The sequence below is a fragment of the Proteus hauseri genome (assembly GCF_004116975.1).
Lineage (GTDB): Bacteria > Pseudomonadota > Gammaproteobacteria > Enterobacterales > Enterobacteriaceae > Proteus > Proteus hauseri.
Genome location: NZ_CP026364.1, coordinates 1257329 through 1269309 on the forward strand (window position 1 = coordinate 1257329; position 11981 = coordinate 1269309).

Genomic DNA, 11981 nt, shown 5'->3' on the forward strand with positions numbered 1-11981 from the left:
TTATTGCCTCTCAGTTATAGAGGCAATAAAAAACGTTATTAATTCAACTCTTGTAATAATCTTGTATTGAGATACAGCTTTTCACGACCAACAATCATTTCTTCCAATACACCAATTTCAACCAATTGTTTGAGATATATTGATGCAGTTTGCCGCTTAGCTATACCATGTTGAACAAGATTATCAATCCGGCAATATGGCTGTGTAAAAAGAACTTGAATTAGCTCATGAGTATATATTTTAGGAAGATTTTCACGCACATAATGAATTGTTTCTTCCATTAATTTACGTATAGATAATATTTTACTTGTTGTCCATCGAGATGTATTTTCAACAGCCTTTAACATAAATAATATCCAAGATCCCCAATCACCTTCTTCTGTCACTTTACGTAAAAGCAGGTAGTAATCATCACGCTTTTCTAAGATAAAGCGAGATAAATAAAGAATGGGTAATGTAAGTAATTCGCTTTGAATTAAATACAAAATATTGAGTATTCGCCCCGTTCTGCCGTTCCCGTCAGGGAATGGGTGAATGCATTCAAACTGATAATGTGCAATAGCCATTTTTACTAATGGATCTAAATCATCTTCGTTGTGTATAAAACGCTCCCAGTTTGACAGCAAATTACGAATAGACTCTTCACCCTCTGGTGGCGTATATACCACCTGCTGATTCTGATCACGTAATACAGTACCTGGGGTTTTTCTTATATCAGTTTGTATTGCACGTAATTTGGTACAGATAGCTATCGCAGTATTAGTACAAAGTGGATAGGTTTCAAGATGAGTATAACCATCATAAAGAGCAGTACGATAACGAAGCGCTTCTTTAATTGCAGGATCTGCGCCTTCTTCATGATCAATATACTGAAAAAGCTGATCACTGGTTGTGACAATATTTTCAATACGTGAAGAGTCTTTTGCCTCCAATATAGGAAGAATATTTATCAATAATTCCTGATCAGGAATTAACTCTCCCGCTGTTTTCAACTCAGCAATTGCTGAGCGCGCATTGATGCACGCTTTCAATATTTCACGTGTTTCAATGAGTTCCAGATCTGGTGGCAATAGTGGTAGATCGTTATAGGGTATTTTAGAAGACCAGCTCATATGTTTATAAAACTCATTTATATCGACATATAGCTATAATATGTCGATACCATAAACATGTCACGCCATTATGTTTATAAAAATCTATTTTATCGACATATCGCCATAACATGTCGATACCATAAACATGTCACACCATTATGTTTATAAAACTCATTTATATCGACATATCGCCATAACATGTCGATACCATAAACATGTCACACCATTATGTTTATAAAAATCCATTTTATCGACATATCTCCATAACATGTCGATACCATAAAAAAACGCCAAAGAAAGTTTCCCTTCTTTGGCGTTTTATTGGATTATGTTTTACTCAAAATTGAGTAAAAACTATCGCCTTATTTTGCAGGACGAACTGCAATAACTTCAATCTCTACACGCCATGCTGGATTAGCCAGTTTTGCGATTTGGAAAGTTGAACGTGCTGGCAGTTGGTCAGTTTTCGAAGCATCAAAGTACTTAGAATAACCATCCATAAAGCCTTTAAAGTCCATCTCGCCTTTAGTTTCTTCACCACCAACTAGGAAGACTTGCATTTTAACAACGTCTTTCATGTCTAGGCCAAGTTCTTTCAGGTGAGTTTGGATTTGCTCTAACACACTGATAGTTTGCTCTTCAGTGTTACCATAAGAGGCTAATACGCCTTCTGGCGCGTCTGCTGATTTTTTAGCAGGCACTTTACCACTTAAGAAAACCAGATTATTACCTGCGCTCACTTCAACTGATTCAGAAATAGGCATGCCGTTTAATTTATGGTGCACAACACCCTCCGCATTTGCACTTGCTACACCAAAAACAAAAGGCAGAGCAACAAGTAAACTTTTATAGCGCATAGAAACTCCTTAACGTGTTAAATATACAGTAAAACAAGGGGTTATTTACTACTTAAAGCGATCCATACTAAATGGTGTAGGATCAATAATCGGTGTTTTACCAGTCACAATATCTGCTGTCACTTGACCCGCAGCAGGACCTTCGGTCATACCCCAAACAGTCGCAGTGTTAATAACTAGTCCTGGGTATTCTTTAACTTCAGAAATAATTGGCAGTTCATCTGCGGTTGGGCTTACGACTGCACCCCAACGTTCAACAACTTGCGATTTTTCAAATACTGGGAACTCAGCTTTCATTCTTTGGAATACCGCATCTAAGTGCTCAGTATTTTGCGTTGCTGTGGCAACACGGTACTGTTCAAACGGTGTTTTCTCATCCAATTTCCATGACGTTGGCATTTTGAATGAGTTAAATAAGTCATCACCAATAGAGAATTCTAATGGAAGCTCGCCACCGGCTAATAAGTGTAGGAACTTAGGCCCTAACAAGAAGCTATCTTTAACGATAGAGCTGGTGAAAATGCGCGGTGCAACAGCATAAGTACCATCAGCTTGTTCACGGAAGTGAATGCCATTAGGTAAATGCACGTTACCTCGTGGTGCACCTGGAACGCCTGATACACGTTGTTGTGATAAGTAAACATTCAGTGTTGGAATATCAACACCCATATTACCCATAAATAAACGTGACCAAATACCACCAGCAAGAACAACATTGGATGTTCTGATAGAACCTTTTTCAGTTACCACATCAGAAATTTTACCGCCCGCGGTTTCAATGCCTCTTACTGCGCAATTAGTATAAATTTTAACACCGATTTGTTTAGCGTATTGCGCTAATACTGGTGTACCTGTTTCTGGGTCAACAGATCCTGAATCTTCTTCAAATGCAGCGACAGTCCAAGGTGTTTGAGCATCAACTAAACGTTTAGATAATTCTTCGCCCTTAATAATTCTTGTATTTAATGGGACGTCAAATCCTGCGGTTTCTTCTGCTTGTTTAATCCACGCTTGTGCACTTGCAAGCGCTTTCTCATCAGCAAGTGCTTCTACACGGCCTTGTGTACGATAACTGGTATCAGCACCAATTTTTTCGTTCATGCCGCGCCATAAAATTTTTCCATAATGATGTAGGGGGAAAATTTCTGGTGATGTTTGATAGCTAATAATTTGGCTGTATGCACGGCCTGATTGCTCACCCGCAATTTGGCCTTTTTCTAAAATAGTGACACTCATGCCACGTTCAGCAAGGTTGATAGCGGTCATGATACCTTGAATACCGCCACCAATAATAACTGCATCTGATTCTTTAGGCAGAGCACCCTCAGTACCTTCTACAAACAATGCTCTTGATTTAGCTTCAACGAATTTACCATCTCGGCGAACCATTGGAACTAAAGCGGCACCGCCAGCTAATACGCCCGCAGCACCAACACCTAAAAGCAGTTTTCTCCTTGAAATTTTCATCTTCTACCTCAGTAATGGCCTTACCATTTATATTGTTATTAGACTGAATATTAGAATACTTATAGTATCAATAATTTATTATATTGTTAACAGTTATAATAATTTGTTAACCATTTCCAGTAATAACAATAACTGCAGATACATTATGGTTACGTAATTAGGCCATCCGTGTAAAAGATCATTAATAAAATGATCTGTATTTAAAAAATAATTTTCTATTCAATGATAAATAAAGGAAAGATTAGCAAGAGAGCGAAAGCGAGAAAAAAATGAGCCGTCTATTTTGTTAAATAATTGCAACAAATAAGCTAAGAATAAGAGTAAAGTTTTGTTTACAAAATAGGCGAAATTATCGCACGATTAGATAAATAAAAAGCAGATATCAACAATGTAATATCTGCTTTTAAGGAAACTAAGTCGTTATAACGGGGGGATCAGCGCATTGTGACAAATTCTTCAGCGGCTGTTGGGTGAATAGCGACAGTATCGTCAAAGTCTTTCTTCGTTGCACCCATTTTTAGTGCAACAGCAAAACCTTGTAACATCTCATCCATACCAAAACCAATACCATGAATGCCGACAATTTTCTCTTCAGCACCCACACAAACGAGTTTCATACGACATGGCTGGCGATGACGAGTAACTGCACTATACATCGCAGTAAACGAAGATTTATATACTTTCACCTGATCTTCACCAAATTGCTCAATAGCTTGTGGTTCTGTTAATCCCACCGTGCCAATTGGTGGATGACTAAAGACGACAGTGGCAATATTCGAGTAATCTAAATGCTCATTCGGTTTATTATTAAATAAACGTTCAGATAAACGACGACCAGCAGCAACAGCAACAGGCGTAAGCTCCACAGCACCGGTATTATCACCAACAGCGTAAATACCTTTCACATTGGTATTTTGGAACTTATCAACATTGATATAACCTTTGTCATTAAGCTCAACACCTGTCACCGCAAGGTTAAGATTATCCGTGGCAGGCTCACGGCCAATTGCCCAAATTAGAGTATCAACCGTCTGCTCTGTACCATTCTCTAACTGCAATGTTAGGCTACCATCTGCATTTTTAATAACCGCTTTTGGTATCGCATGGGTATGTAATTTAGGTCCTTCAGCTTCCATCACTTCTAAAAGCGTGTCGACAACTAAAGGATCAAAACTACGTAAAGGAGCATGTTTGCGCACAAATAAATGCGTTTCGCTGCCAAGTGCATTAAGTACGCCAGCCAGCTCTACTGCAATATAACCTGCACCCACAATAGCAACACGTTTTGGTAATGCTGCAAGTTCAAAGAAACCATCAGAGTTAATACCATATTCCGCACCTGGAATATTAGGTTGAACAGGGCGCCCCCCTGTTGCAATCAGTATATTATCTGCAGTTATCTTTTCTCCATTGACTTCGACAGTATGCGCATCAATAAAGCGTGCAAAACCTTGGATAACATCTACTTTATTGTTACCTAACACACGATCATATGATTGATGAATGCGATCAATATACGCTGAGCGACTACTGATTAATGTATCCCAATCAAAACGATTTACTGTAGTGTCGAAACCGTAGTCTGGACCATATTGATGAATAGCTTCAGCAATTTGCGCTGCATGCCACATCACTTTTTTAGGAACGCAGCCCACGTTAACACAAGTGCCACCCAAAGCTTTTGCTTCAATCAATGCACATTTTTGGCCATACATCGCAGCACGGTTTATTGATGCGATACCGCCGCTACCACCGCCAATGGCGATATAATCGTAATGTTTGCTCATCGTTTCTCTAATCCATTTATCTGTAGAAAAATAGGTAACTAACAGCCTAAGTGTTACACATTATAAAGTCTATTATGACAAATTTTGTGATATAGGACGTCAGGTTTTAGCTTTTACAGTAATAGGTAAAAACCGTGATAAACAACGGTTACTCCGGTACAACCCATTCAACTAATGTATGCCCAATACCTTCTGGCACTAATGTTTTATGTAACCAAGGTAGTATGGATTTCATTTGTGATTCTAGTTTCCAAGGTGGATTAATGACTATCATGCCAGATGCTGTCATTCCTAATTGATCACTATCCGGTTTTACTGCCAGCTCAATTTGCAAGATTTTGCGAATACTGGTTGATTGTAGTTCTTTTAGCATACGCTTAATTTGTTGGCGGTGGACAACGGGATACCAGATTGCATAAGTCCCTGTAGCAAAACGTTTATAACCCTCGACAACGCCGCTTATTACCGCAGAGTAATCTTGTTTTAACTCATAAGGTGGATCAATTAATGCGAATCCACGACGACTTGCTGGCGGTAATTTTGATTTTAATTGGCCAAAACCATCTTCACGAGCAACACGAACGCGATCATCGCGAGAAAACTCAGTACGTAACATTGGAAAATCAGTTGGATGCAGTTCTGTTAACGCTAATGAATCATATTCACGTAATAATTTTGCAGCTAATAAAGGTGAACCAGGATAATAACGTAGTTCATCTTTTGAATTTAACGCACCCACAACTTCTAAATAAGGAAGGATAAGTTCAGGCACCTCTTCTTGCTGCCATAAACGTGCGATACCTTCTAAATATTCGCCAGTGCGACTCGCATGAGCATTGGTCAATTGGTAACGTCCAGCGCCAGCATGAGTATCAAGATAAAGAAACGGTTTTTCTTTCTCTTTTAACGACTCAATAATAAGGGTTTGAACAATATGTTTTAAAACATCAGCGTGGTTACCAGCATGGAAACTATGGCGATAGCTCAGCATTCTTTATCTTCCGTTAGAAATGGGTATAGCAAAGTAATTAACTTACTCTGAAAAGAGTTATGCTGCTAAGTGTATCAGAAAAAACCGAACTTCTTTATTGAAAGCGAAAGAATCATTGTGTCTTGATTTTCAACCGTTATGATGAATGATTATTTAACTTAAGTCAGAAAGGGAAAATTATGAGAAAAATATTTTTTGCAGTAATCGCGTTTAGTATGGTGGCGAGTAGTGCATATGCAAATACCTCGGTGAATGGTTGTGAGATAAAGAAGCAGAATATTCAGCGACAAATAGAATACGCTAAAGCTCATGGTAACCAATATCGTTTACAAGGATTAGAGCGAGCTTTACAAAATGTTGAACGCTATTGCACACCTGAGAAGGTAGTCGAAAATACCCGCCTTGAACTACGTGAAAAACAACTTGATGTAAAAGAGCGAGAGCTTGAATTACAAGAAGCACAACTTAAAGGTGATGCTGATAAAATTGCAAAACGAGAAAATAAGTTAGCAGAAGCAAAAGTAGAACTTAAAGAACTTGAAAATGAGTTAAATTTACTTACCAAATAATAGCCATAATTATAATTGCTGCTCTCTTAATAAATAGAATGATAAGTGAGTAGCAATTTATTCTATTAATCCTAAACTTATTTTTTTAATAACAATGTTGGTTTTATTAATCGGAAGTAAGAAGTGATATCTCCACTTAAGAGAACATCATCTACACTTAAATCAACACAAAACAATAGACTGCTAAAATTACAAACTAATTATAATAAGTGTAAGATATGTAACATTAATTAAGCTATGATATTTTTTAGTAAAATCTATAGTAACATGACTAATTCATTGAAAGTGGACTGATTTAATTAAAGAGGATATATGTCAGAAGAGAGACAGGAACAAACATCAAAAGAAAAAACTCAACTGACTCAACCTATTAAAAAAGGGTTAGAAAAAGGGCTTCATAATGGGAAAAAAGCAATTGGGTTAGGAATAAAAATAACCAATTTTATTACTAATATTCCGTTTATTGCACATCTTATTCGTGCCGCAGAACGCTTTACTGACAGAATGGGAAACCAATTTGGTGCAGCTATCACTTATTTCTCATTTTTATCATTAATTCCTATACTCATGCTCTCTTTTGCATGTGCGGGTTTTATTTTAGCATCAAACCCAGATTTGTTAGCAAAACTGATTACGGGCGTTGCAAATAGTATTGATGATCCCACCTTAGCATCAACAGTTCAGCAAAGCATAGACACCGCCGTGCGCCAACGTACTACCGTCGGTTTGACTGGACTAGCTATCGCACTTTACTCCGGTGTTAATTGGGTTGGTAATTTACGCCAAGCTATTTTGGCACAATCTCGTCCGATTTGGGAACGTAATACAGAAGAACAAGAAAAAATCTACTTTCGTTATTTTCGTGATTTTTTAGCGCTGATTGGCTTATTGATTGCACTGATTATCACCATTACATTGACATCAGTAGCAGGCTCCGCGCAAAAAATAATTGTTCATGCACTCGGCTTAGAGGGTATTGAATGGCTTACCCCAGCTTGGACAGTCTTTGGCTTAACTATCTCAATTACAGCAAACTATTTGCTCTTTTTGTGGATACTTTGGATTTTACCTCGCCACCAGCCTCAACGGATATCATTAGTCAAAGGAACATTAATCGCAGCAATTGGTTTTGAGATTTTAAAATCGGTTATGACCTGGATGCTACCTAAAATTGCAAGTTCACCTTCCGGTGCTGCTTTTGGTTCGGTGATCGGATTAATGGCTTTTTTCTACTTTTTTGCACGATTAACACTATTTTGCGCTGCTTGGATTGCAACTGATGGACCAAATATGCGAAAAGAACAGTTATCTGAAGCGTCATCAGTATCTTAAATTTATGATAAAACTACATCGTTAACTATATGGGTAACACTGTGCATTAACCACCTATTAAATAACGTAATAAGGAAAAAATAATGCCATACGTTAATATCAAAATTACACGAGAAGGTGCAACAGCCGAGCAAAAAGAGCAACTTATTGCAGGTGCAACACAACTTTTAGTGGATGTATTAGGTAAAAACCCCGCAACAACTGTTGTCGTTATTGATGAGGTTGATACCGATAATTGGGGAATAGGCGGTAAAACGGTGACTGATTTACGAGCAGCAGCAAAAAATAAGTAATCTCAACATATAAATATTAAGGGGTGCCAAGTACACCCTTTTTTCTGACCAATTTCCTGACGGATAAGGAAGTGATTAATGGTTCAATCAATTACTGATGCTTTTCATGCTTTACCCTCATCAAGCGCCATCTATATTATGGGTGAAGGTGTTAAGTATCCTTTCGGTATAGCACATGGATTTGCTGATGAAAGCACCAAGAAGAAATTAACCGTCGATACACCTTTTCGCATCGCAAGTAATACGAAAACATTTTTAGCTGCGGCATTTTTACGTTTATGGGAGCAAGATGCACTTTCGTTAGATGATGATATAACTAAATATCTCAGTTCAACCTATCAACAAACATTATCAGAACTTGGATATGACCTAAAAACCATCACACTTCGTCATTTATTAAGCCATAGTAGCGGTTTATTTGATCATGCTAATGAAACTTACCTTGAAGAAGTTATTAAAAATCCTTCACATCAATGGACTCGTGAAGAACAAATAACACATTATGCTCAGCAAGGTTTTCCCATTATTCCCGCAGGAAAGCGTTTTATTTATTCTGATACTGGTTATATTTTGCTTGGTGATATTCTCTCTCAATTCACCCAAAAAAATATGGCCACCTCAGTGAGAGAGCTACTCCATTTTCAAGACTTAGATTTATCTCAAATCTGGTGGGAATCATTAGAAACATCACCAACGCATGCAAAACCTCGCGCAAGACAATTTACAGGCAAACATGAAGGTACATATATCAATGCCTCTATGGATGCATTCGGCGGCGGGGGATTAGTCATGACAACACTCGAGCTTGCTAAGTTTACAGCGGATTTATTTGAAGGCCGCGTTTATACCCATTCCACAACATTAAAAGAGATGTATTGGCAAGGTAATCATACTGGTGCAGCTAATTATCGATTAGGTTTAATGGCCGAAGATACAGAGTTAGGTACACTTTATTATCATCTTGGTTATTGGGGATCTGCTGCTTATTATTTACCAGAAAAGCGTATTGCTATAGCCGGATTTATCACACAACGTAATGATCGTGAAGCACTCATTGCTATTATTAAAGAAGCATTTAAGCGCCTTTAATTCAAAAAAAGCCGAAAATATAATTAACATATTTTCGGCTTTTCTATATTTTGTCAGCAAACTAAATAATTGATGCTGATTTACCTATTTTTTTGCAGATATCGCTGGTTTTACAGTTTCAGAATCGACCACAGGTGCGGGCGCTATTGCTGTATTAGGCTGAGCTTCACGAATAATTGCTGATTCAGGATGAACTTGTTTTTCAAACTGAATACGCAACTCACCTAAATTAACCGTTGGTGTCTCACCACTTTGAGTTAATACAAAAGTAATATCCTCAGATAAAACTTTAGATAACTCTTGGTTCAACATTTCTTTCGATAAATTTGCTAAAAAAGCTTGGCGCAAACGTTGATATTGCTCAGGTGGAATATCAATAATATTACTTTGCTGAGATAACAAACGTTGATTAATCAAAAGTGCAGTACTGGTTTTTGCATAACGCGCAAATAACTGAGTTAACTGAAGTTGTTTCTCTTGTTGAAGCTCTTGATACAATTCATCACTAATACCCTGATTGCGTAACTTGCCAAGTTCTTCACCAACCCACGATGCAATAACAGGTACATTCGCCGTTGTTGTGTCGACATTAAGTGAGCAACTGGCACGCTGATATTGTACGCGGCAATCAATGTTAACAAGGGTGTTATCTTTCTCTTTTCGTTGCTCAAGGCTACGGCCTAGGTGAACAAAAATCACTTCTCGTGCCAGATCGCTCAACCAGTATTTATTTAATGTGTCCGAATCTTTTACTGGCGACCAATTCAAGTCCCAAATTAAAGAAATTTGGTCGTTAGTGCGCATTGGTTCTTGCACATACAATGTTTCAGGCTTCATATCCGCCAGTACAGGAACGGGAACTGGCGAAACACGTTTTCCATTAAGTGGGGAAAATGCTTGATTAATGCTTTCTGTTAGTAGTCGGTTATCTACGTTACCCGCGACATACAGCGTCATCACATCTGGGGTATACCAACGTTGCTGATAATCAGAAAGTTCTTTGGTATTAACAGAGTGGTTAACGGGTTTACCTGGGTTATGCCCTTTTAAATTAGAACCTTCAAGACGAGCACGCCAAACAGGGTCTTCTATATTAGCAGGGAATGTCACCACAGGAAGCTGTGATTGAACAGCATTACGAACGGAATCTTCTGTATATTCTGCGGGTTTAGCAATACCAGCAAGTAATGCAAACGCATCTTTAAGTAGCTCTGGCTGGTTATTTGGTAAGCTTAGGTTGTAAACCGTAAAATCGTAAGAAACAATCATTGGCGGCAGTGGATAATCAGGATCTAATGCATTTTTCCATAAATTATCGCGTTTAACAGGAGAAAGCCCTGTATTTTCTAATACACCTAATTTTGAAACCAGTGATGAAAAACCTGTCTCATTTGATTTTTCGGATAATGAGCCAGTATTCACCAACAGACGAATTTGTATGCGGTCATTAGGACGTTGTGGGGTTTGTAGTATTTGCCACTGAAAACCATTTGCTAAACGCCCTTCTTGCCACGCAGGATCAGGCTGCAAAGCTTCAGCTTGAACTTGGCAAACAACAGCGCCTAACATAACGCTTCCTAATAAAACTCGTGTAATTACACCCTGCATGTGAACCTCTTTTTATTAATCCTTGGTATTAAACCACTTATGAGGTTTAACAATAAGTGCCAGAAGACATGTTAGATGTTTAATGTCTATTTTTATATTTGTCATTCTTAATCACCATAAAATCATAAAACTAAACCACGATAGAGATTAGACTCATTGTGGCATCAGAAGGTTCAGACCTTTGGTAATTTTTGATCAGATTTTTGATGATTATATCCTTTAACCAACAAACCAATTTCATCATCACGATGAGATTCTGTGCAAGATAATGCAGATACCTGATTATCTTGATTAAGCGTAACCGCAATTTTACGTAATGGTTTTATCACAATACGATTAATACACCAACTGATAGCAACGGTTAAAGTTAGCCCCATCAGTAAATAAGTGGTGAGCATTAATGCGACAGTATTACTGGCAAAACGATAAAAGCGATTAGTATCCGCTTGTAAAATAAGGTGACCTGTATAGGACTTATCATCTGTTGCAGTTATTCCTAACGGCTGTAAAGGAATGGAAATTTCAACAGGAATACCAAAAAGCCACTGTGAAAAATCAGAAACTGGTTTTTTAGGCGCAAAATCAAGGTTTAACACCTGAGTATTTTCTGGTTGCATAACAATCGCTTTACCCAGAATACCGGTTGTTTTTAATCCCACAATCAGTTGCTTAGCTTCGTTTAAATCTGAACGCAATAATGCATTTGCAAGTGGTTGCTGAATACTGACTCCGGCATTAAAAAGCTGATTTTGATAATCATCACGACGTTGATCAATCAAATAAACAAGTTGAATACTGATAAAAATAGCAATAGTCACCAACGTGACGCCCGCTACTGCGGCCATCTGTTTTATTGTTAATGAACGTTTAAGGTGAGGTTTCATCACAGCTATT

At 37.9% G+C, this 11981-nt stretch carries 11 protein-coding genes; 4 read left to right on the plus strand and 7 right to left on the minus strand.

Annotated elements, in window-relative coordinates; genetic code table 11:
- Positions 1–38: 38 nt before the first annotated feature.
- The 5 genes from fic to PH4a_RS05750 form a co-directional block, all read right to left on the minus strand.
- A complete protein-coding gene (gene fic, locus PH4a_RS05730; protein ID WP_129038434.1) occupies positions 39–1112 on the minus strand; it encodes a protein adenylyltransferase Fic in 1074 nt (357 codons plus the stop codon).
- 344 nt (positions 1113–1456) lie between these two features.
- Entirely contained in the window at positions 1457–1951 is a 495-nt protein-coding gene (locus PH4a_RS05735; RefSeq protein ID WP_064718136.1) for a RidA family protein, read from the minus strand.
- Between the two features lie 48 nt (positions 1952–1999).
- Positions 2000–3418 (minus strand): NAD(P)/FAD-dependent oxidoreductase, encoded by a 1419-nt coding sequence (locus PH4a_RS05740; protein WP_129038436.1) that lies wholly within the window; start codon positions 3416–3418, stop codon positions 2000–2002.
- A 434-nt stretch (positions 3419–3852) separates the two neighbouring features.
- Positions 3853–5205, minus strand: a complete 1353-nt coding sequence (gorA, locus tag PH4a_RS05745) for a glutathione-disulfide reductase (RefSeq protein ID WP_129038438.1) — start codon at positions 5203–5205, stop codon at positions 3853–3855.
- 148 nt (positions 5206–5353) lie between these two features.
- Positions 5354–6196, minus strand: a complete 843-nt coding sequence (locus PH4a_RS05750) for a 23S rRNA (adenine(2030)-N(6))-methyltransferase RlmJ (protein ID WP_064718139.1) — start codon at positions 6194–6196, stop codon at positions 5354–5356.
- A gap of 179 nt (positions 6197–6375) precedes the next feature.
- Between PH4a_RS05750 and PH4a_RS05755 the strand changes: the two genes are divergently transcribed.
- The 4 genes from PH4a_RS05755 (at position 6376) to PH4a_RS05770 (ending at position 9479) form a co-directional block, all read left to right on the plus strand.
- Positions 6376–6765, plus strand: a complete 390-nt coding sequence (locus tag PH4a_RS05755; RefSeq protein ID WP_129038440.1) for a DUF1090 domain-containing protein — start codon at positions 6376–6378, stop codon at positions 6763–6765.
- Between the two features lie 312 nt (positions 6766–7077).
- Positions 7078–8097, plus strand: a complete 1020-nt coding sequence (yhjD, locus tag PH4a_RS05760; RefSeq protein WP_129038442.1) for an inner membrane protein YhjD — start codon at positions 7078–7080, stop codon at positions 8095–8097.
- 83 nt (positions 8098–8180) lie between these two features.
- A complete protein-coding gene (locus PH4a_RS05765; RefSeq protein ID WP_064718142.1) occupies positions 8181–8390 on the plus strand; it encodes a 2-hydroxymuconate tautomerase family protein in 210 nt (69 codons plus the stop codon).
- A gap of 78 nt (positions 8391–8468) precedes the next feature.
- Entirely contained in the window at positions 8469–9479 is a 1011-nt protein-coding gene (locus PH4a_RS05770; RefSeq protein ID WP_129038444.1) for a serine hydrolase domain-containing protein, read from the plus strand.
- An 84-nt stretch (positions 9480–9563) separates the two neighbouring features.
- On the opposite strand, the gene PH4a_RS05775 is transcribed toward PH4a_RS05770, so the two are convergent.
- Both PH4a_RS05775 and PH4a_RS05780 read right to left on the minus strand, forming a co-directional pair.
- Positions 9564–11087, minus strand: coding sequence for an insulinase family protein (locus PH4a_RS05775; protein ID WP_244212938.1), 1524 nt, complete (start codon positions 11085–11087; stop codon positions 9564–9566).
- Positions 11088–11260: 173 nt separating this feature from the next.
- Positions 11261–11971 carry a HAMP domain-containing protein gene (locus PH4a_RS05780; RefSeq protein ID WP_129041821.1) on the minus strand — a complete coding sequence of 237 codons (711 nt, stop codon included), beginning with the start codon at positions 11969–11971 and terminating at the stop codon, positions 11261–11263.
- Positions 11972–11981: the final 10 nt, after the last annotated feature.

Bases quoted from the DNA above. Each gene is read 5' to 3' on its own strand.
- PH4a_RS05755 (WP_129038440.1), top strand. From the start codon at position 6,376: ATGAGAAAAATATTTTTTGCAGTAATCGCGTTTAGTATGGTGGCGAGT.
- PH4a_RS05740 (WP_129038436.1), bottom strand. From the start codon at position 3,418: ATGAAAATTTCAAGGAGAAAACTGCTTTTAGGTGTTGGTGCTGCGGGC.
- PH4a_RS05750 (WP_064718139.1), bottom strand. From the start codon at position 6,196: ATGCTGAGCTATCGCCATAGTTTCCATGCTGGTAACCACGCTGATGTT.
- fic (WP_129038434.1), bottom strand. From the start codon at position 1,112: ATGAGCTGGTCTTCTAAAATACCCTATAACGATCTACCACTATTGCCA.
- PH4a_RS05735 (WP_064718136.1), bottom strand. From the start codon at position 1,951: ATGCGCTATAAAAGTTTACTTGTTGCTCTGCCTTTTGTTTTTGGTGTA.
- yhjD (WP_129038442.1), top strand. From the start codon at position 7,078: ATGTCAGAAGAGAGACAGGAACAAACATCAAAAGAAAAAACTCAACTG.
- PH4a_RS05775 (WP_244212938.1), bottom strand. From the start codon at position 11,087: ATGCAGGGTGTAATTACACGAGTTTTATTAGGAAGCGTTATGTTAGGC.
- PH4a_RS05770 (WP_129038444.1), top strand. From the start codon at position 8,469: ATGGTTCAATCAATTACTGATGCTTTTCATGCTTTACCCTCATCAAGC.
- gorA (WP_129038438.1), bottom strand. From the start codon at position 5,205: ATGAGCAAACATTACGATTATATCGCCATTGGCGGTGGTAGCGGCGGT.
- PH4a_RS05765 (WP_064718142.1), top strand. From the start codon at position 8,181: ATGCCATACGTTAATATCAAAATTACACGAGAAGGTGCAACAGCCGAG.
- PH4a_RS05780 (WP_129041821.1), bottom strand. From the start codon at position 11,971: ATGAAACCTCACCTTAAACGTTCATTAACAATAAAACAGATGGCCGCA.